We start from the raw sequence: 20026 nt of genomic DNA on the forward strand, positions 1-20026 counted from the left end.
GCGCCGGGGCAGGACGGCCGGACCACCGGCTGTAGCATCCTGTTCAACCTTCACCCTCCCGACACATAGACTGCCTGCCGATGGACACACAGGTCGCCGACACGTTGCTGGGCTCGCTGATCGACGGGCGCTACCGCATTCGCGGTCGCGTCGCGCGTGGCGGCATGGCGACCGTGTACACCGCCACCGACGAGCGCCTGGAGCGCACCGTGGCGGTCAAGATCATTCACCCGACCCAGGCGCCCGAGCCGCCGTCCCGGTTGGCCGGGTTCGTGACCCGGTTCACCGACGAGGCCAAGACGATCGCCCGGCTGACCCACCCGAACGTGGTGGCCGTCTACGACCAGGGCACCCACGGCGGGCTGCCGTACCTGGTCATGGAGTACGTCCGCGGCCGTACCCTGCGCGACGTGCTCGCCGAGCGGCGCCGGCTCAACCCGGACGAGGCCCTGGCGATCACCGAGCAGATGCTCTCCGCGCTCGCCGCCGCGCACCGGGCCGGCCTGGTCCACCGCGACGTCAAGCCGGAGAACGTGCTGGTCGCCGAGGCGCCCACCGGCGGGCCGGCGAACCTGGTCGACAGCGTGGTCAAGGTCGCCGACTTCGGGCTGGCCCGGGCGGTGGAGGCCAGCGAGGAGAACGGCAACCAGCTGATGGCGACCGTCGCGTACGTGGCGCCGGAGCTGGTCACCGAGGGCCGGGCGGACGCGCGTACCGACGTCTACTCCGCCGGCATCGTCCTGTTCGAGATGCTCACCGGCCGGGTGCCGTACGACGGGGACCGGCCGGTGGACGTGGCCTGGCAGCACGTCGACAAGGACGTGCCGGCGCCGTCGACGCTGGTGCCGGGGCTGCCGCGCGGGCTCGACGACCTGGTGGCCCGGGCCACCCGACGGGACCCGGGGGCCCGGCCGGCCGACGCTGGCGCCCTGCTGGCCGAGGCGCAGGTCGTCCGGGAGGACCTCGGCAAGCCGGACAACACCCACACCGCGGTGCTGCGGCGGGTGACCGACGGGCCGCAGCCGGTGGCCGAGCCGACCATGGTGGTGGCCGCGGTGCAGCCGGCGCAGCGTCCGTCCTGGGCCCGGCTGCCCGAGACCCCGGCCGCCCAGCCGCACCGGAGGCGGGCGGCGAGCACGCCGACCGACGACGCGGGTGGCCTCGCCGCGCTGCGGGGCCGGCTCGGCGGCGGGCAGGGGCGGCTCGGCATCGCCGCCGTCGTGGTGGTGTTCGGGCTGGTCGCGGCGCTCGCCGGCTGGTGGTTCGGGGTGGGCCGGTACACCGTCGCCCCGGAGCTGGTGAGCCTGAGCAAGACCGAGGCGGAGGCGCAGGCCGCCCGCGCCGGCTTCAACATCGACTACGGCGAGCCCCGGTACGACGAGAAGGCCCCCCGGGACCGGGTCGTCGGGCAGAGCCCGGCCTCCGCGGCCCGGATCGTCAAGGGCGGCACGATCACCCTGGTCCTCTCCCTCGGCCCGGAGCGTTTCCCCCTGCCCGACGTGGTCGGCAAGGACTACGAGCTGGCCGTGGGGGACCTGAAGAACCTGAAGCTGGCGGTGGTCAAGGGCCCCGCCCGGTACGACGACAACCTGCCCAAGGGCGTGGTGGTGGGCACCAGCCCGAAGGCCGGCACCCAGGTCAAGCCGGGCACCCGGGTCACCGTGGTGGTGAGCCGGGGCCGGGCGCCGATCAGCGTGCCGCAGCTGGTGGGCAGGAACGTCAACGAGGCACGGGCGGCCCTGGGCCAGCTGGGCCTGGTGCCGGTGGAGACGTACAAGGACTCCGACAAGCCCAAGGACGAGATCCTCGGGCAGAGCCCGGCCGACGGCGCCGGGGTCGAGAAGGGCGCCCAGGTCAAGCTGGAGGTCAGCAAGGGCCCGGCCGCGGTGGTCGTGCCCCGGGTGGTCGACCTGCCCTGCCCGCAGGCGCAGCAGCAGTTGCAGGCGCAGGGCTTCCCGGTGAACGTGCAGTTCAACCCGAACGGCATCGTCCGGTTCCAGAACCCGGGCGAGAACGCGCAGGTCCCGCCGGGCACCCAGGTGACCATCGGATGTCTGTGACCACCACCGGTCCGGTCGTGTCGGTGGCCCGCCGGGCGGTCGGCTCGCACACGCCGACCTCTGGCGGCCTGGCCCGGGCGGCCCTGCCGTACCTCGACGCGGCCGGCTCCCGGGTGGTGCAGGTCTACGTCTCGAACTCGCGGGGCTGGGCGCTGCCGCCGGGCGATCCGGTGCAGGACGTGCTGTTCCGGGACGGCTGCGGCGAGCGCGGCGTACCGGTCTACATCCACGCCTCCCTGCTGGTGAACCTCGGCTCCCCCACCGGCAACACCGTGCAACGGTCGGCGGAGACGTTGGCGCACGCGCTGCGCCGGGGTACCGCGATCGGCGCGGCCGGGGTGGTGTTCCACGCCGGCAGCGCGGTGGACGCCGGGCACGCCGAGGCGGCGATGCGGCAGGTACGCGAGACGTTGCTGCCGCTGCTGGACGCCGCTGACGCGGCGGGCGGCCCGATGCTGCTGGTGGAGCCGAGCGCCGGTGGCGGCCGCTCGCTGGCCTCCCGGGTGGAGCAGCTGGGCCCCTACCTGGACGCGGTGGACCGGCACCCGATGCTGGGCGTCTGCTTCGACACGTGCCACGCCTGGGCCGCCGGGCACGACCTGGCCGCCGAGGGCGGGATGACCGAGACGCTGGACACCCTGGTGGCGACGGTCGGGCCGGGCCGGTTGAAGCTGGTGCACGCCAACGACTCGAAGGACCTGTGCGGCTCGACCCGGGACCGGCACGAGAACATCGGCAAGGGCGGCATCGGCGAGCCCGCCTTCGCGGAGCTGATGCGCCACCCCGCCACCGAAGGCATCCCGATCGTCGTGGAGACCCCCACGGAGAAGCACGAGGGCCACGCCACCGACATCGCCACCCTCAACCGCCTCCACCCCTGACCAACCCCCCACCCCCGCCCTGCGGCGTTGATCATGAAGTTTGCGGCAGCAAAAGAGATCATCCACACCGCCAACTTCATGATCAACGCGTCGGTCGAGGGGCCGGGGGCCGGTGGGGGGTTAGGCGCGGAGGGTGTGGGTGAGGGACTCGGTGGCGCGGGTGATCGCGTCGTCGGTGAGGTCCAGGTGGGTGACCAGGCGGGCGGTACGCGGGCCGAGCACCGAGACCAGGACGCCCTCGGCGCGGGCGGCCGCCGCGAACTGCTTCGCGTCGAGCGGGTGCTTGGTCAGGTCGAGCGGGACGATGTTCGTCCGGACCGGACCGGCGAGCACCCCGAACGGGGCGACCGCCTCGGCCAGCCGGGCCGCCCTGGCGTGATCCTCGGCGAGCCGCTCGACGTGGTGGGCGAGGGCGTACCGGCCGGCGGCGGCGAGCACGCCGACCTGCCGCATCCCGCCGCCCATCCGCTTGCGAACGAACCGGGCCCGGGCGACCTTCTCCGCGCTGCCGACCACGAGGGAGCCGATCGGTGCGCCGAGGCCCTTGGAGAGGCAGACCGACAGGGTGTCGAAGAGTCGGCCGTACTCGTGCAGCGGCACCCCGTCGGCGACGTGCGCGTGCCAGATCCGCGCGCCGTCGCAGTGCAGGGCCAGCCCGTGCTCGTCGGCGACCTCCCGCAGCCGGCGCAGGGTCGGCAGCGGGATCACCCCGCCGCCGCCGCGGTTGTGGGTCTGCTCCACGGCGATCGCCCGGGTCGGCACCGCGAAGTAGCCGTCCGGGCGGACCATCGCCGCCACCAGGTCCGGGTCCACCTCCGCGCCGACGGCCGGCCAGGTCCGCGAGGAGATCCCGCCGTACGCGGCCGCCGCGCCGATCTCGTACGTGACCACGTGCGCGTCGGCGTCGCAGAGCAGCTCGTCGCCGACGGGCACCACCAGCTGGAGGGCGATCTGGTTGGCCATCGAGCCGGTCGGGGCGAACAGCGCCGCCTCGTGGCCGAAGAGCGTGGCGACCTCGGCCTCCAGCGCGGCGACCGTCGGGTCCTCCCCGTAGACGTCGTCACCCACCTCGGCGGTGGCCATCGCCTCCCGCATGCCGGCGGTGGGCCGGGTCACGGTGTCCGAGCGGAGATCGATCAGGTCAGCCACAGGATTCCCTTCGGCCGCCGACTGCGGGGCTCGCAGAACCGGCTCACTCCTCGCGTCAGCCACGCAGCATCTCCGCCACCAGGAAGGCCAGCTCCAGCGACTGCTGGGTGTTCAGCCGCGGGTCGCAGGCGGTCTCGTACCGGTCGGGGAGGTCGAGGTCCTCGATGCCCTGGGCGCCGCCGAGGCACTCGGTGACGTCCTCGCCGGTCAGCTCGACGTGCAGGCCGCCCGGGTGGGTCTCCAGGCCGCGGTGCACCTCGAAGTAGCCGAGCACCTCGTCGACGATCCGGTCGAAGTGCCGGGTCTTGTAGCCGTTGGAGGACTCGTGGGTGTTGCCGTGCATCGGGTCGCACTGCCAGACGACCTTGGCGCCGGCGGCGGTGACCTTGGCGACGATCGGCGGCAGGGCGTCGCGTACCCGGTGGTTGCCCATCCGGCTGATCAGGGTGAGCCGGCCGGGGACGTTGTCCGGGTTGAGCTTCTCGCAGAGCTCGATCGCCTCGTCGGGGCTGGTGGTCGGACCGAGCTTGACGCCGATCGGGTTGGCGATCCGGGAGATGTAGTCGATGTGCGCGCCGTCGATCTGCCGGGTCCGCTCACCGATCCAGAGGAAGTGCCCGGAGAGCCCGTACGCCCGCCGGTCGGAGACCCGGGTGAGCGCGCGGTCGTACTCCAGGGCGAGGGCCTCGTGCGAGCAGTAGAGGGTGACCGTGCGCAGCGCCTCCTCCTCGGTCATCCCGCAGGCCCGGATGAAGGCCAGCGCCCGGTCGATCTCCCGGGCGATCGCCTCGTAGCGCTCGCCGGCCGGGGAGTTCTTGACGAAGCCCTTGTTCCAGTCGTGCACGGCGTGCAGGTCGGCCAGGCCACCGCCGAGGTACGCGCGGAGCATGTTCATCGCGGCGGCCGAGTTCGCGTACGCCCGGATCATGCGCTGCGGGTCGGCGGCCCGCGCCTGCGGCGTGGCCTCGAGCCCGTTGATCATGTCGCCGCGGTACGCCGGCAGCCCGCGGGCGTCGGTCGGCAGCGACCGGGGCTTGGTGTACTGCCCGGCGACCCGGGCGACCTTCACCACCGGCAGCGAGGCGCCGTAGGTGAGCACGATCGCCATCTGGAGCAGGGTGCGGGCGTTGGCCAGCAGGTGGCTCTCGGTGTTGTCGGCGAACGTCTCGGCGCAGTCGCCGCCCTGGAGCAGGAACGCCTTGCCCTCGCAGACCAGCGCGAGCTTCTGCCGCAGCTGGTCCACCTCGTAGGGGGCGACGACCGACGGGACGGTGTCGAGCACCTTGCAGACCTCGGCGACGGCGGCCCGGTCCGGCCACGGCGGGGTCTGCTCGCGGGGCAGGTCCCGCCACCGGTCCAGGCCGAGGGCGGCGTCCTCGGCCGAGTCGACGGTCGGTCGGCTGGTCTGCAGCCCCGGGCTGCCCACCGCGGGGTGACTCAACTGGTGCCACTCATGGCGCATGGGAGAAAGCGTACGGCGACCGGCCGGGTGACCTGACGTCGAGGGGGACGGTTCCGGCAGTTGGGAGCGGATCACGGCGGCCTCTTGCCGGGGCCGGCTCCGTACCCGACACTCTTTAGTTAGGTTTGTTTACTGTTGGGAGGAACGATGGATCGCCGACGTTGGATACCGGCCGTCGCCGCGGTCGGCGTGGCGCCCGCGCTGCTCAGTCTCGCCCTGGTCGGGCGGGCCGGGGCGCACGGCTCCATGCAGTCCCCGGTCAGCCGCACCTACGCCTGCTTCCTGGAGGGCCCCGAGTCGCCCGACTCGGACGCCTGCCGCGCCGCCGTGGCGGCCGGCGGCACCCAGGCGCTCTACGACTGGAACGAGATCAACATCGCCGACGCCGCCGGTCGGCACCGGCAGCTCATCCCCGACGGCCGGCTGTGCAGCGCCAACCGGGACAAGTACCGCGGCTTCGACCTGGCCCGCGCCGACTGGCCGGCCACCGCGCTCCCCTCGGGCGGCACCTGGACCTTCGCCTACCGGGCCACCGCGCCGCACCGGGGCACCTTCGAGCTGTACGTCACCCGGGACGGCTACTCCCCCACCCGGCCACTGACCTGGGCCGACCTGGAGCTGCTCCACACCGCCACCGACCCGGCGCTCACCGACGGGGCGTACCGGATGACGGCCCGGCTGCCGCAGCGCACCGGCCGGCACCTGATCTACTCCATCTGGCAGCGCTCGGACAGCCCGGAAGCCTTCTACACCTGCTCCGACGTGACGTTCGGCGGCACACCCACCACCTCCCCGTCCCCGACGCCGACCACCACCGCCTCCCCCGGCCCGTCCCCGACCCCGACCGGCACCCCGTCGCCGACCCCCACGACCCCCGCCCCGTCGCCGACCCCGACCGGCCCGTCGCCGACCGCGCCGGCCTGGCAGCCGAACACCGGGTACGCGCTGGGCGCCCTGGTCAGCTACGCCGGCCGGACCTGGCAGTGCCGCCAGGCACACACCTCGCTGGTCGGCTGGGAACCCCCCAACGTCCCCGCCCTCTGGCTCGCCCGCTGACCCCGCCTCCCTTCCCCCACCCCGCCGCCCATGCCCGAGATCCCGTCGACTCCCCTGAAGGTGCCGCCTCGCCCCGACGGGAGGCAGCATCTTCCGGGAGCTTGCCTCCCCCAACCGGGCGCAGGGGCCCGGCTCCGGCGCGGGCCCCGTCGGCCACCGGGGGTGCGCGAGCACCAGTCGCTGCGGCGGGGCGGCGGCTGGCTAGTCTGCCGTGGACGGTGGGCGCCGGGCCCGCCGCCAGGAGGTGACGGGTCATCCTTGCCGTGGCGTCGGTCGACACCGGGTGGCTGCCCGCTGCCGAACGGTTCGACTTCTGGCAGGACCTGGTCGCCCGCGAGTCGGGGCCGGCCCGGATCACCAGCGAGCACGCCGACGACTTCGCCGCCTCGGCACGCGCGGTCGACCTCGGGGTGGTCCGGCTGGGCGCCTGGCACTACCCCTCGCTCACCCTGACGCGTACGCCGAGGATGATCCGCAGCTCGGATCCGGAGCTGTACCAGCTCGCCCTGCCGCTGTCCGGGCACGGCGTCATGTCGCAGGAACGGCGGGCCGGCCCGCTCGGTCCCGCCGGCTTCGCCCTCATCGACACCGTCCGGCCGCACGGCTCCACGCACCGGCCCGACGGTGGCGAGCGGGCACCGGTGCACACCGTCACCGCGCTGGTCCCGCACGACGCGCTGCCGCCGCCCGCGCGGCGGATGGACGCGCTGCTGGCCGCCGCCATCCCAGCCGACACCGGGATGGCGGTGCTGCTGGCCACCTTCCTGCGGCAGGTCGTCGAGCACCCGGAGCAGTACGCCGCCTCCGACGCCGCGCGGCTCGACCGCATCGCGCTGGACCTGATCGCCGGAACGCTGGCCCACCGGCTGGACGTGGAGGGTGAGCTGCCGGCAGAGGTCCGGATCACCGGGCTGCGCAGCCGGGTGGAGGCGTTCGTCCGGCGACACCTGGCCGATCCGGAGCTGACCCCGACCACCGTGGCGGCGGCCCACCACCTGTCGGTGCGGTCCCTGCACCGGCTCTTCGCGGGCACCGGCACGACCGTCGCCGCCCTGATCCGCACCGGCCGGCTGGAACGCTGCCACCGCGACCTGACCGACCCGCGGCTCGCCCATCTCCCGGTGCACCGGATCGGCGCGCGCTGGGGCCTGCGCGACCCCGCCCACTTCAGCCGGGCGTTTCGGACGGCGTACGGGATCTCGCCGCGGGAGCACCGCGAACGGGCCCTGCGGGGGTGACCGGGCACGCGGACGGGGAGGGGCCGGTCGGCCCCTCCCCGTCGGGTGGGATGGTGCGTCGGCGCTCGGCTCAGCCGAGACCGCCCCGGATGGCGCCGATCAGCTCACCGTTGCCCGTGTCGCCGGAGAGCTCCCAGAAGAACGCGCCACCGAGTCCCTGGTTCTTCGCGTACGTCATCTTGCCGGTGATGGTGGCGGGGGTGTCGTAGCTCCACCAGTTGCCGCCGCACTTCGCGTACGCGGTGCCCGCCACGGTGCCGGTGGCCGGGCAGGTGTTCTTGAGCACCTTGTAGTCCTCGATGCCCTGCTCGTAGGTGCCCGGGGCCGGCCCGGTGGCGGTGCCGCCCGGCGCCGACTGGGTCACCCCGGTCCAGCCGCGGCCGTAGAAGCCGATGCCGAGCAGCAGCTTGCCGGCCGGCACGCCCTTGGCCTTGAGCTTCTGGATCGCCGCGTCGGACCAGAAGCCCTGCTGCGGAATGCCGGTGTACGAGTACAGCGGCGAGTGCGGCGCGGTCGGCCCCTGGGCGTTGAACGCGCCGAAGTAGTCGTAGGTCATCGGCATCAGCCAGTTGAGGTTCCCGGCCGCGCCGGCGTAGTCGGTGGCGTCGATCTTGCCGCCACTGCTGCCGTCCGCGGTGATCGCGGCGGTGACCAGGGCCGACGAGCCGAACCGGGCCCGCAGCGCGCCGATCACGTTCTTGAAGGCGTTCGGTCCGCTGGCGTCGCAGCTCAGGCCGCAGGCGTTGGGGTATTCCCAGTCGACGTCGATGCCGTCGAAGACGTCCGCCCAGCGCGGGTCCTCGACCAGGTTGTAGCAGCTCTCGGCGAACGCGGCCGGGTTCTGCGCGGCCTGGGTGAAGCCGCCGGACCAGGTCCAGCCGCCGAACGACCAGATCACCTTGAGGTGCGGGTACATCTTCTTGAGCTTGCGCAGCTGGTTGAAGCTGCCACGCAGCGGCTGGTCCCAGGTGTCTGCGACGCCGTCGACGCTGTCCGCCGCGGTGTACGCCTTGTCGTAGTCGGCGTAGCTGTCCCCGATGGTGCAGCGACCGCCGGTGGTGTTGCCGAAGGCGTACAGGATGTGGGTCAGCTTGGCGGCCGAGCCGCTGGTGTGGATGTTCTTGACGTGGTAGTTGCGCCCGTAGACCCCCCACTCGGCGAAGTAGCCGACGACCTTCTTGCCGCTCGAGTCCGGCGGGGTGGTGGTCGGCGGCGGCGTGGTGGGTGGCGGGGTCGTCGGCGGCGTGGTGGTGGGCGGGGTGGTGGTGGGCGGCGTCGTGGTCGGCGGCGGGGTGGCGCCACCGGCGCAGGACGCGCCGTTGATGGTGCAGTTCAGCGGGGCCGCGTACGGGCCGGTGCCGTTGTAGCCCCAGCTGAAGCTGGCGCCCGGGGCGAGCGGCCCGGCCCAGCTCTTCTTCACGGCGACGTAGTGGTTGCCGCTGCTGGTGACGTCGGCGTCCCAGAAGCTGCCGATGGTGGTGCCGGTCGGCAGGTCGAACTCGATGCGCCAGTTGTCCACGCCGGCGCTGGTGCCGTTGCTGACCGTCACTCTGGCCTCGTGGCCGGTCCCCCAGTCCTGGACCTTGGTGAACGTGGCGGTCACGGTGCCGGCGGCCGAGGCGGTGGCCACCGGCACCGCCGCGATCGCCATCGCGACCGCGGCGCCACCGGCCCAGAGGGCCTGGCGGAGCGATCTCTTCATGGCGCCTCCCCTAACTGTTAGGAAACTTTCCAAAATGGTTGCTGAGACGCTACTCACGCCGTCACGACTTCGTCAAGATGTGCATGCATCGATTTCTTCGGTCCCGGCGGACGGGTCCGGACGGTCACCGCCGCCGCCCCACCTCGGGCGCGTAGCCTCGGCCCATGACCGTCTTCGACATCGAGATCGGGGCCCTCGCCGGTGGCCCCGCCGACCTCGGGCAGTACCGCGGCCGGGCCCTGCTGGTGGTCAACGTCGCCTCGCGCTGCGGCCTCACCCCGCAGTACGCCGGCCTCCAGACCCTCGCCGACTCCTACGCCGACCCTGGCCTCACCGTGCTGGGCGTGCCGTGCAACCAGTTCGCCGGCCAGGAGCCCGGCACGGCCGCCGAGATCTCCGAGTTCTGCGAGGTCAACTACGGGGTGACCTTCCCGCTGACGGAGAAGGTCGACGTCAACGGCCCCGATCGGCACCCGCTCTACGCCGCGCTGGTCGGCACCCCGGACGCCGAGGGCCACACCGGCGACGTGCGGTGGAACTTCGAGAAGTTCCTGGTCGCCCCGGACGGCACGGTCGCCGCCCGGTTCGCCCCCACCGTCACGCCCGACTCGCCGGAGCTGCGCGCCGCCGTCGACAAGGTCCTGCCGACCTGACCCGTCGGCGGACACGCAACGGGCCCGGGGCGCTCACGCCCCGGGCCCGAGTTCGATCACCGGTCGACGGCCGCGCCGACGGGACCGTCTCGACCGCCGGATCAGCCGGCGGTGTTGCGGAAGACCGGGTAGTAGCCGCCGGACTGGCCGGCCGCCGTCGGGTGGTACGAGATGCCGATGTTGGTGTAGTTCAACGCGTGCAGCCACTTGTCGCCGTAGCTGCAGAGCTGGTGACCGACGAAGATCGACCGGACGTCGGCGAACGTGAAGCCCGCGTTGCCGGCGGCGGTGCGGATGATGTCGTCGACCAGGTTGATGCCCTCGTTGATCTTCGCGCGGGAGGTCGCGCTCAACCCGACGCAGAGCGTGCCGAGCTGGTAGAAGACGGGGTAGCCGACCACCACCACCCGGGCCGACGGGGCCCGGCCGCGGATTCCGTTGTAGACGTTGGCCAGCAGGCCGGGCAGTTGACTGCGGGCCTTGTCCTCGGCGGCCTGCACCGCGGCGACGCACTGCGACTCGCTGTAGAGCACGCAGGTGGTCATGATGTTCGAGAAGCCGACGTCGTTGCCGCCGACGGTCACGCTGACCAGGGTGGTGGCCGAGCTGAGCGCGCCGAGCTGGCTGTTGATCACGTCCGTGGTGCGCGCCCCGGAGCAGGCCACCGAGCGGTAGGAGGCCGGTCTGACGTTGGCGTTGTAGAGCGCCGGGTAGGCGTTGGTGCTGCGCTGGCACGAGCCGCTCTCGGTGGTGTAGCTGCCGGCGCCGACGCCGGAGGCGTACGAGTCGCCGAGGGCGACGTACTGGTCGGTGGGGGCGGCCAGGGCGGGGGTGGCCAGGGCGAACACGGCAGTCAGGGATGTCGCCGCGCTCAGGGCGAGGGTCACGAGACGGGATCTCCGCACGTCGCACTCCAGGGGGTGGGAAGTGGTGGTGGGAGATTGATATCAATAAGATCGTACGCGGCGGTAGCTCGGTGATTGCCGACAGCCGTCCATAAAGATCATTGACTACAAATCATTGCCAAACTGTTTCCGGGGCTTGAAATTTTCCTGCGACGCACCGGGACTCGGAATGCCGCCGGGCCGGACCGGGTTGGCCACGGACATGACGACTGTGGGACTCATCGGCAGCGGAAACATCGGCGGCACCGTGGCCCGGCTGGCGGTCGCCGCCGGCCACGACGTGGTGCTCAGCAACTCCCGCGGGCCGGAGACGCTCAAGGAACTGGTCGACGAGCTGGGGCCGCGCGCCAGGGCGGCCACCCCGGCCGAGGCGGCGGCGGCCGGGGACCTGGTGGTGGTGACCATCCCCCTGCGGGCCTACCGGGACGTGCCGACCGCGCCGCTCGCCGGCAAGATCGTGATCGACACCAACAACTACTACCCCGAGCGGGACGGGCGGTTCCCGGAGCTGGACGACGAGTCGACCACCACCAGCGAGCTGGTCCAGCGGCACCTGCCGGAGTCCAGGGTGGTCAAGACGTTCAACAACATCTACTTCAAGCACCTGCTCGCCCTGGCCCGGCCGGCCGGCGCCGCCGACCGGACCGCCCTGCCGATCGCCGGCGACGACAGCGGCGCCAAGGCCACCGTCACCGCGTTCCTGGACTCGCTCGGCTACGACGCGGTCGACGTCGGCCCGCTGGCCGAGGGCTGGCGCTACCAGCGGGACACCAGCGCGTACGCGGCGCTCTACTCCGCCGACCCGGTGAACGACTGGGAGCGGCCGGCACCGGTCGACGCCGAGAAGCTGCGCGCCGCCCTGGCCGCCGCCCGCCGCTACGCCGACAGCTGATCAGGTGACCGCCGGCCCGGGACAGGGCGTCCCACGGGGACGCTCGGCCCCGGACCGGCGGCGGGTCGGGTTGCGCAGCAGTCCCGCCTACGGGACTCTGGTGGTCGTCCCAACCGACCATCGGGAGACGACAATGCCCCAGCTGCGTACCGCGTCGCGTCGGCTGCTCGCCGCCACCGCCGCGCTCCTGTTCGGCGCCACGCCGATCGGCGGAGCCGCGCCGGCCCGGGCCGCCACCGCGGCGGACACCGTCGGGTACGTCCGGCTGGCGCACCTCTCCCCCGACACTCCCGCGGTGGACGTCTACCTCACCGCGCCGGGCGCCGCCGAACCGCGCCGCTTCCCCGGCGTCGCGTACGGGGTGGTGTCGGCGTACCTGCCACTGCCCGCCGGCCGGTACGCGGTGGCCATGCGCGAGGCGGGCGCCCCGGCCGACCAGCCGCCGGTGCTCACCACCGAGGTGGCGGTGACTGCGGGCGGGGCGTACACGGTGGCCGGAGTGGGCCGGCACGCCGACCTCGGGCTGCGGGTGCTCCGCGACGACCTCGGCGCCCCCGCGCCGGGCCGGGCGAAGGTCCGCGTCGTGCAGGCGTCGGTGCGTACCCCGGTGCTCGACGTCACCGCGACCGACGGCCCGGCCATCGCCGACGCGGTCCGGTTCGCCACCACCACCGGCTACCGCGAGGTCGAGCCGGGCCGGTGGCGGCTGCGGCTGGACGGGCGGAACGGGCCGAGCGCCACCGCCGAGGTGACCCTCGCCGGCGGCGCCGTCTACTCGCTGCTGGTGCTCGACGCGAAGCGCGGCGGGCTCGTCGCCGAGCTGCGCGAGGACGCCCGGGGCGGCACGGTCGTCCCCACCGGCGGCGTGCAGACCGGCGCCGGCGGGACGGCCCGGCCGGGCGTCGGGGCGTACCCGATGCTGGCCGGCGGGCTGCTCGCGGGCGCCGCCGTGACGGGTGCGCTGCTGCTGCGCCGGCGGCGCACGACCTGGTGACCACCGGCGCGGCGATCCGGCGGCACCGGGCGGGCCGCCGTGGCCGCTCCGCCCGGGTCGCGGCCGGCGCGGCGCTCTGCCTGGCCGCCGGCACCGGCGTCGGCATCGCCACCACCCGCCCACCCGGCCCGGCCGCCGTCTGGCGACCCGGCTGCATCGACGACTGCCCGGCCGCCGCAGCGACCACCACCACCGCCGCCCGCCGCCCGCAGGGCCCACCCACCCGGGTACGCGTCGCGCGGATCGGCGTCGACTCCCAGCTGGCGCTGCTCGGCCTGGACCGGGCCGGCGAGCTGGTGCCGCCCGCCGACTTCGCCGAGGCCGGCTGGTACGGCGGCGGTCCCGTCCCGGGCGACCCCGGCCCCGCGGTGATCGCCGGTCACGTCGACTCGCCCACCGGTCCGGCCGTCTTCGCCCGCCTCGGTGAGCTGCGCCCCGGCGACCCGGTCGAGGTGTGGCGCGGCGGCCGGCCGGTGACCTTCCGGGTGACCGGCTCGCTGCGCACCCCGAAGGACCGGTTCCCCACCGCCGCCGTCTACGGCCCGACCCCCGGGCCGGAGCTGCGCCTGATCACCTGCGCCGGGGACTTCGACCGGCGTTCCCGCCACTACCGGGACAACCTGGTGGTCTTCGCCGTGGCGCAGGCCGCCGGCGGGCTGTTCCCCGACTCCGCGGCCGGCTGACCACACCTCGCCGGGCGGCGGACCGGTCGGGGCGCGGCTAGGATCCGCGGCGTGCGACTGGTCAGCGAGGACGAGATCACGGCGGCGGAACGACGACTGGCCGGCCGGGTGGTGCACACCCCGCTGCTGCCCTGCCCCCGGCTCGGCGACGACCTCGGCCTGCCACTCGCGGTCAAGGCGGAGAACCTCCAGCACACCGGCAGCTTCAAGACCCGGGGCGCGCTGAACGCCCTGCTGGCCCTCGTCGAGCGGGACACCCCGCCGACCGGGCTGGTGGCCTACTCCGCCGGCAACCACGCCGCCGCCGTGGCGTACGCCGGGCACACCTCCGGACTGCCCACCGTGGTCTGCATGCCGACCCGGGCGGTGTCCACGAAGGTGACGACGGTCCGCCGGTACGGCGCCGAGGTGCTGCTGACCGACGACCTGGTCGCCACCGCCCGGGGCCTCGCGGCCGAGCGCGGCTGGCACCTGCTGGAGCCCTTCGACCACCCCGACGTCATCGCCGGCGCCGCCACCGTCGGACGGGAGATCCTGGCCGCCGGGCCCGCACCCGACCTCGTCCTGGTGCCCGTGGGCGGGGGTGGACTGATCAGCGGCATCGCCGCGGCCCTGCGGTCGGCGTCGCCGCGGACCCGGATCGTCGGGGTGGAACCGGCCGGCGCGAACGTCGTGTCGTACGCCCTGCGCACGGCCGGCGGCACGCCGCCGGACCGGCCGGCGTCGGTGGCCGACGGGCTGGCCGCCCCCTTCGCCGGCCGGCACACGCTGGCCCACGTCCGGGCACTGGTCGACGCGGTGGTCGAGATCCCCGAGGAGTCCATCCTGCCCGCCTGGGCGGAGCTGCTGGACGCCACGAAACTGCTGGTGGAGCCCTCGGCGGCGGTCGGGCTGGCGGCGCTGCGCGCCGGGCTGGTCGAGACCGCGCCGGCAACCCGGACGGTGCTGGTGCTCAGCGGCGGCAACGTGGCGCCGGCGACGCTGGCCACCCTCGGCTGACCTGTTGCCCGGCGCGGACCGCGCGGCCGTTCAGACCGGGCGGCGCCCGGCGAACCCGCACTCGACCCGGTGGTACCAGCGCACGTCGGCGTCCCCCTCCAGCCAGCACCACAGCACCGGCCGGCCCGCGCGCTCGCCGGGGAAGTCCAGCAGCACCGGGGCGATGCCCTTGACCTGGATGTCGTGCTCGTGGAACTCGTCGACGATGCCGTGCAGCCGGGCCTCCAGCGCCTTGACCTCGGCCAACCCGCCGTGGACGCTCACCCCGGGGCCGGCCAGGTCGGCCCGGAGCTCGGCCAGGTCGGCGCGGAGCCGGATCAGCTCGTCGATCCGTGGGCGCAGCGTCGCCACCAGGTGTCGCGACTGGGCGAGGGTGAACACCCGAGCAGTATGGGGCACGGCACCCGATGACGACTTCCCCGAGGCGACCGCGGCCAGGGCTCGCCGGCACGACGGCGCGGTGCGCGAGTCGCGTCCGTGGCGCCGGGTGGCCGGCCGATCGGTCACTCCCCGTACCGGCGGGTCGCCGGGGCGGCATCCGCCCGGCCGCCGCTTTGCTCTGCTGCCCCCGACGCACCACCGCGATGACCTGCTGTTGGTCACCCGATCATCCGCTCGGCCCACGGCCACCCCGGTCACCTTCCGCTACTGAGGCGCGGGGGGCAGCAGAGCAAAGGCGGGCGCGGGTGGTCTGCCGGGGGTGGCCGGAGCCGACGAGGCTCTCGGTGCCGCCGGCGGGGTCGGCCGGGCGCCTCGGGTCACCGCCGGCCCGATCGCGCCGCCGTCGGGGGCGGTTTGCTCAGTCGGCCTGCGCGGCCAGTTCCCGGGCCCGGTCCCGAGCCGCCTCCAGCGCGGCCAGCAGCGCCGCCCGCACCCCGTGCTTCTCCAGCTCCCGGATCGCCGAGATGGTGGTGCCGGCCGGCGAGGTGACCGCCTCGCGCAGCTTGACCGGGTGCTCCCCGGAGTCGCGGAGCATGACCGCGGAGCCGATCGCGGTCTGCACGATCAGCTCGTGCGCCACCTGCCTCGGCAGGCCGAGCAGGATGCCGGCGTCGATCATCGCCTCGACCAGGAGATAGAAGTACGCCGGGCCGGAGCCGGAGAGCGCGGTCACCGCGTCCTGCTGCGACTCGGGGACCCGGACCGTCGAGCCCAGCGGCTTGAACATCTCCTCGGCCAGGGCCAGGTGCTCGCCGGTGGCGTGCGCGCCCGCCGAGATCGCGGTCATCGCCTCGTCCACCAGGGCGGGGGTGTTGGTCATCACCCGCACCACCGGGGTGCCCTCGGGCAACCGGCGGGCGAAGAAGGTGGTGGGCAGGCCGGCGCAGAGCGAGACGACCAGCTTGTCGGCCGGCACCTTGGGACCGATCTCGTCCAGCAGGGTGGCCGCGTCCTGCGGCTTGACCGACACGGCGAGCACCGCAGCCTCGTCGACGGCGGTGAGGTTGTCCACCACCCGCACGCCGTACCGGGCGGTCAGCTCCTCGGCACGCTCCGGTCGACGGGCGGTGGCGAGCAGCCGGTCGGTCGGCCAGCCGGACCGCAGCAGGCCGGAGAGCATCAACTCGCCGATCTTGCCCGCGCCGATCACCGCGACCGTGTGCCTGGCCGATCCCATCGGTCGTACCCCTTCCGTCGCCTGAGGACCGTCGGCGGCGCGACGGTCGCCCGCCGCGCCGCCCAGCAGGGTCAGCTGCCGAAGAAGACCTCGGCCTCTTCGTAGCGCTCGATCGGGACGGTCTTCAGCTCGGCGGTCGCGTCGGCCAGCGGGACGCGGACGATGTCCGTGCTCTGCATCGCGACCATCTTGCCCCAGTCGCCCTCGTGCGCCGCGTCGATCGCCTGCAGGCCGAGCCGGGTGGCCAGCACCCGGTCGAACGCGGTCGGGGTGCCGCCGCGCTGGATGTGGCCGAGCACCACGGTGCGGGCCTCCTTGCCGGTCTTCGCCTCCAGCTGCTCGGCGAGCCACTGGCCGATGCCGCCGAGGCGGACGTGACCGAACGAGTCCAGCTCCTGGTTGTGCAGCACCATCTGGCCGTCCAGCGGCTGGGCGCCCTCGGCGACCACCACGATCGGGGCGTACTGGTGCTGGAAGCGCTTCTCGACGTAGCCGGCGACCTGCTCGACGTCGAACTGCCGCTCGGGCAGCAGGATCACGTTGGCGCCACCGGCCAGGCCGGCGTGCAGGGCGATCCAGCCGGCGTGCCGGCCCATCACCTCGACGACCAGCGTGCGGTGGTGGCTCTCCGCGGTGGTGTGCAGCCGGTCGATGGCCTCCATCGCGATGTTGACCGCGGTGTCGAAGCCGAAGGTGTAGTCGGTGGCGCCGAGGTCGTTGTCGATCGTCTTCGGCACGCCGATCACGTTGACGCCCAGCTCGTGCAGCTTGGTGGCGACCCCGAGGGTGTCCTCGCCGCCGATCGCGATCAGGGCGTCGACGCCCTGCGCGGCGAGGTTCTCCTTGATCCGCTCCACGCCGTTCTCGATCTTGAACGGGTTGGTCCGGGAGGAGCCGAGGATGGTGCCGCCGCGCGGCAGGATGCCGCGGACCTCCGCGATGCCCAGGGGCTTGGACAGGCCCTCCAGCGGGCCCTTCCAGCCGTCCCGGAAGCCCACGAACTCGTGACCGTAGGTGGCGACGCCCTTGCGGACCACCGCCCGGATTACCGCGTTGAGACCCGGGCAGTCGCCGCCGCCGGTGAGCACGCCGATACGCATGATCTGCTCATCCTCCTGGAGCATCAGGTGAAGCCCGATTTGCCCCAGGATATGCGTCAGATCAGACCATCGGCGCCGTTGCCGGCCCGGGGCGGGCCGTCCGTGCGAACTGTAGTCGGCGCAGCGGTACGCCGACACCGCGCCCCGGGCGGTCCCACCCGCCGGACCGGCTACCGGTCAGTAGCTGACCTCGTGGTTCTCGCCCGCCTTCGGCGGCCTGCCGGTCACCGCCGCCTTGGCGAACCCGAGCAGGTTGACCACCGCGCTGCCCGGCGAGTCCCAGTACTCCGCCGAGCTGGCGTGCACCCGGACCAGGGTCAGCCGCGGGGTCTCCAGCCCCTCCGGGAACCACGTCTTGAGCAGCGGGTTCCACAACTGCTCCGCCTTCGCCCGGTCGAAGCCCTCCCGAGCCGTGCCGGACAACGACACCCAGGAGTTGTGCCGCTGGTCGGAGAAGGCCACGTTCACCTCCGGGTTGACCCGGATCTGGCGCACCTTCGCCGAGTCGCCGTACGCGAAGAACCACAGGTCGCCGTCGAACTCGGCCTCCTGCAGGGCCATCGGACGGCTGACCATCCGGCCGTCCACCCCGATCGTGGTGAACATGCAGATCCGGGCCTGCCGGACCAGCTCGGTCACCCGGTGACGCGCGTCGGCTGCGGTGGTCGGCTCGTCGGTCATGGCACATCCCTTCACGTCGGCTCGACGGAACCGGTGCCCGGGACGGAACGGGTCAAACCTGCGATCTGCCCGAAGTCGGTCAGCGCCGGGTCATCGCCTGCCAGCGGGCCAGGTTGTGCCGGGCGTCGACCAGCGCGTCGTGCCGCTCCGCGGCCGCGTCCGGCAGCTTCGGCCGGCCCCGGTCGTCCCAGAGCTGGCGCAGCTCCTTGGTGAACCGGGGGATCTCCCGGGGCAGCGCGGTCATCGACCCCCAGAGCTGGGCGAGCACCACGTGGTCGTACGCGGCGTACCAGGCCCACAGCTCCAGCTGCTCACCCGGGCGGTCCCGCACCGGCTCGAGCAGGAACTCGTGCAGGTCGTCGCGGATCCGTTCCCGCGACCGCCAGGCGCGGTCGGCCGGCGACGGGAGCCGGTCCAGCACGTTGCGGCGCACCCACGGCACGGCCCGGGAGTCGTCGAACTCGGTGGAGACCGCGTAGAACTCGCGGCCGTACTCGTCGACGACGCCGATCGACACCAGGTCGATGGTGCGGCCGTCCTCGATGAATTCGCAGTCGTAGAAATAGCGGTAGACCATCGGCACCATCCTGGCCCACCCCGGCGCCGCCGCCGACGGCGGGGCCCGGGCGACGGCCGGACCGCGCAGCCGCACGTCAGCGAGGTGTCAGTGCGGCCCCGGCCTGGTCACGGAAGTGATTTGAGGGGTGTACAGCAAGCGACCGGACCGTCATGATCTGATGTGTACCGCTACCGGACGCCGCACCGGTTCCGCCGACTTCGTGCCGGGAACTGTCGCGTTCACCCGGTGCGTGAGGTCCTTTACCGGGGAGGGGTTGGGCCGTGGAGATGCGCCTGCCGGAGCCGGGCGACGCGCTCACCGGTGTCGAGATGTTCGCCGGCCTGGAGCCCGAGGTACGCCAGCGGGTGATCGCGGCGGCCGTGCCGCGCACGTACCGCAAGGGGCAGTTGCTCTTCGTGGAGAACGACCCCGGCGAGTCGCTGATCGTGCTGCGCCGCGGCGCGGTCGCGGTGTTCCGCACCGCGCCCACCGGCGAACGCGCGGTGCTGTCGGTGATCAGACCGCCGGACGTGCTCGGCGAGGTGTCCCTGCTCGACGCCTCGACCCGGTCGGCCTCCGCGGAGGCGATCGAGGACTGCGCCGCGCTGGCCCTGTCCCGGCCCGCCTTCATGGAGCTGGTGCACTCCAACCCGCGCATCCTCGACGCGGTGATGCGCTCGCTCGGCGGGCTGATCCGCCGGCTGACCGAGCAGAACGCCGACCACGTCTTCCTCGACCTGCCCGGTCGGGTGGCCAAGACGCTGGTCCGGCTCGCCGGCGAGAGCCAGGCCCCGATGATCACCATCGAGCTGAACCAGAGCCAGCTGGCCGAGATGGCCGGCGGTTCCCGGCAGAGCGTCAACCAGGCGATCGGCTCGTTCGCCAGCCGGGGCTGGCTGCGCACCGAGGGCCGCCGGATCGTGGTCACCGACGTGGCCGCGCTGCGCCGCCGCGCCGGGATGAACGACCGCTGAACGACGGACGCGGCCGGGCGCCCCTGCGCTCCGGCCGCGTCGCGGCGTGTCCCGACCCCCGAGTCAGGGGGTCGTGCTGGTCGGCCCGACCCAGTCGGTGCCGTCCTTGCCGCCGCCGCCCTCGCTGACGAGCCCCTCGGCCTGCAGCTCGGCGAGCGTCGCGGCGTCCACGTCCACCGACTCGCCGGCGGAGTGCGTGACCCCGCTCGAGTCGGTCCAGTCGCCCTCCAGCTTGACGTACACCATGCCAGTCCCCCTCGTGTCCGATGATCGCGTTCCGGCCGACTGAATGTAACGCCCACAGCCGGTCGGGGGACTGTCCACAAGCCAACAGCCCGGTACCTGACAGCAGCGTGGACGGCGATACTCGCGGGGGACGCCGACCAGCGGCGTACCGACCGGAGCCGGACCGACCGGGTG

20 protein-coding genes are annotated in these 20026 nt (G+C 73.5%); 10 read left to right on the forward strand and 10 right to left on the reverse strand.

Annotation, left to right across the window (positions count from 1 at the left end):
* Positions 1-80: 80 nt before the first annotated feature.
* Together pknB and GA0074704_RS22810 are read left to right on the forward strand one after the other, a co-directional pair.
* Entirely contained in the window at positions 81-2060 is a 1980-nt protein-coding gene (gene pknB / locus GA0074704_RS22805; RefSeq protein WP_088972392.1) for a Stk1 family PASTA domain-containing Ser/Thr kinase, read from the forward strand.
* Positions 2051-2941 carry a deoxyribonuclease IV gene (locus tag GA0074704_RS22810; protein ID WP_088972393.1) on the forward strand — a complete coding sequence of 297 codons (891 nt, stop codon included), beginning with the start codon at positions 2051-2053 and terminating at the stop codon, positions 2939-2941. Before pknB ends, GA0074704_RS22810 begins: the two co-directional genes overlap by 10 nt.
* A gap of 120 nt (positions 2942-3061) precedes the next feature.
* Here GA0074704_RS22810 and GA0074704_RS22815 read toward each other — a convergent pair whose 3' ends face one another.
* Positions 3062-4081 (reverse strand): threonine aldolase family protein, encoded by a 1020-nt coding sequence (locus GA0074704_RS22815; protein WP_088973896.1) that lies wholly within the window; start codon positions 4079-4081, stop codon positions 3062-3064.
* Between the two features lie 64 nt (positions 4082-4145).
* Positions 4146-5552, reverse strand: coding sequence for a class II 3-deoxy-7-phosphoheptulonate synthase (locus tag GA0074704_RS22820; RefSeq protein WP_088972394.1), 1407 nt, complete (start codon positions 5550-5552; stop codon positions 4146-4148).
* A 147-nt stretch (positions 5553-5699) separates the two neighbouring features.
* On the opposite strand from GA0074704_RS22820, the gene GA0074704_RS29715 reads away from it, so the two are divergent.
* Positions 5700-6608 carry a lytic polysaccharide monooxygenase gene (locus tag GA0074704_RS29715; protein WP_088972395.1) on the forward strand — a complete coding sequence of 303 codons (909 nt, stop codon included), beginning with the start codon at positions 5700-5702 and terminating at the stop codon, positions 6606-6608.
* A 263-nt stretch (positions 6609-6871) separates the two neighbouring features.
* Positions 6872-7846, forward strand: a complete 975-nt coding sequence (locus GA0074704_RS22830; protein ID WP_088972396.1) for an AraC-like ligand-binding domain-containing protein — start codon at positions 6872-6874, stop codon at positions 7844-7846.
* 70 nt (positions 7847-7916) lie between these two features.
* Here GA0074704_RS22830 and GA0074704_RS22835 read toward each other — a convergent pair whose 3' ends face one another.
* The gene (locus GA0074704_RS22835) at positions 7917-9548 is read right to left on the reverse strand and encodes a glycosyl hydrolase family 18 protein (RefSeq protein ID WP_088972397.1); all 1632 of its coding nucleotides are present in this window, start codon (positions 9546-9548) and stop codon (positions 7917-7919) included.
* A gap of 164 nt (positions 9549-9712) precedes the next feature.
* Between GA0074704_RS22835 and GA0074704_RS22840 the strand changes: the two genes are divergently transcribed.
* Entirely contained in the window at positions 9713-10201 is a 489-nt protein-coding gene (locus tag GA0074704_RS22840) for a glutathione peroxidase (RefSeq protein ID WP_088972398.1), read from the forward strand.
* 101 nt (positions 10202-10302) lie between these two features.
* Here GA0074704_RS22840 and GA0074704_RS22845 read toward each other — a convergent pair whose 3' ends face one another.
* Entirely contained in the window at positions 10303-11106 is an 804-nt protein-coding gene (locus GA0074704_RS22845; RefSeq protein WP_088972399.1) for an SGNH/GDSL hydrolase family protein, read from the reverse strand.
* A 202-nt stretch (positions 11107-11308) separates the two neighbouring features.
* On the opposite strand from GA0074704_RS22845, the gene GA0074704_RS22850 reads away from it, so the two are divergent.
* The 4 genes from GA0074704_RS22850 (at position 11309) to GA0074704_RS22865 (ending at position 14674) form a co-directional block, all read left to right on the forward strand.
* Positions 11309-11998 (forward strand): NADPH-dependent F420 reductase, encoded by a 690-nt coding sequence (locus tag GA0074704_RS22850; RefSeq protein ID WP_088973897.1) that lies wholly within the window; start codon positions 11309-11311, stop codon positions 11996-11998.
* Positions 11999-12131: 133 nt separating this feature from the next.
* Positions 12132-12992, forward strand: coding sequence for a DUF4397 domain-containing protein (locus GA0074704_RS22855; protein WP_088972400.1), 861 nt, complete (start codon positions 12132-12134; stop codon positions 12990-12992).
* Positions 12989-13675: a class F sortase gene (locus GA0074704_RS22860; protein ID WP_231926654.1), complete on the forward strand. Its 687-nt coding sequence runs from the start codon at positions 12989-12991 to the stop codon at positions 13673-13675. The genes GA0074704_RS22855 and GA0074704_RS22860 overlap by 4 nt, the downstream gene beginning before the upstream one ends.
* Positions 13676-13726: 51 nt before the next feature.
* On the forward strand, positions 13727-14674 hold the full coding sequence (locus GA0074704_RS22865; RefSeq protein WP_157743769.1) for a threonine ammonia-lyase: 948 nt from the start codon (positions 13727-13729) through the stop codon (positions 14672-14674).
* A gap of 30 nt (positions 14675-14704) precedes the next feature.
* Here GA0074704_RS22865 and GA0074704_RS22870 read toward each other — a convergent pair whose 3' ends face one another.
* The 5 genes from GA0074704_RS22870 to GA0074704_RS22890 form a co-directional block, all read right to left on the reverse strand.
* Positions 14705-15055 (reverse strand): DUF2203 domain-containing protein, encoded by a 351-nt coding sequence (locus GA0074704_RS22870; protein WP_088972402.1) that lies wholly within the window; start codon positions 15053-15055, stop codon positions 14705-14707.
* Positions 15056-15473: 418 nt separating this feature from the next.
* Positions 15474-16292, reverse strand: coding sequence for a pyrroline-5-carboxylate reductase (gene proC, locus GA0074704_RS22875; protein ID WP_088972403.1), 819 nt, complete (start codon positions 16290-16292; stop codon positions 15474-15476).
* Between the two features lie 71 nt (positions 16293-16363).
* On the reverse strand, positions 16364-17392 hold the full coding sequence (locus GA0074704_RS22880; protein WP_088973899.1) for a 6-phosphofructokinase: 1029 nt from the start codon (positions 17390-17392) through the stop codon (positions 16364-16366).
* Between the two features lie 177 nt (positions 17393-17569).
* Positions 17570-18073 carry a pyridoxamine 5'-phosphate oxidase family protein gene (locus tag GA0074704_RS22885; protein ID WP_088972404.1) on the reverse strand — a complete coding sequence of 168 codons (504 nt, stop codon included), beginning with the start codon at positions 18071-18073 and terminating at the stop codon, positions 17570-17572.
* 79 nt (positions 18074-18152) lie between these two features.
* Entirely contained in the window at positions 18153-18650 is a 498-nt protein-coding gene (locus GA0074704_RS22890; RefSeq protein WP_088973900.1) for a polyadenylate-specific 3'-exoribonuclease AS, read from the reverse strand.
* Positions 18651-18913: 263 nt separating this feature from the next.
* Here GA0074704_RS22890 and GA0074704_RS22895 point away from each other — a divergent pair, with 263 nt between their 5' ends.
* Complete coding sequence (locus tag GA0074704_RS22895; protein WP_088972405.1) at positions 18914-19606, forward strand: Crp/Fnr family transcriptional regulator; 693 nt, start codon at positions 18914-18916, stop codon at positions 19604-19606.
* Positions 19607-19669: 63 nt separating this feature from the next.
* Here the strand turns inward: GA0074704_RS22895 and GA0074704_RS22900 are convergent, their stop codons facing one another.
* Positions 19670-19852: a hypothetical protein gene (locus GA0074704_RS22900; protein ID WP_088972406.1), complete on the reverse strand. Its 183-nt coding sequence runs from the start codon at positions 19850-19852 to the stop codon at positions 19670-19672.
* Positions 19853-20026 lie beyond the last annotated feature (174 nt).

It is taken from the genome of Micromonospora siamensis, from assembly GCF_900090305.1.
GTDB lineage: Bacteria > Actinomycetota > Actinomycetes > Mycobacteriales > Micromonosporaceae > Micromonospora > Micromonospora siamensis.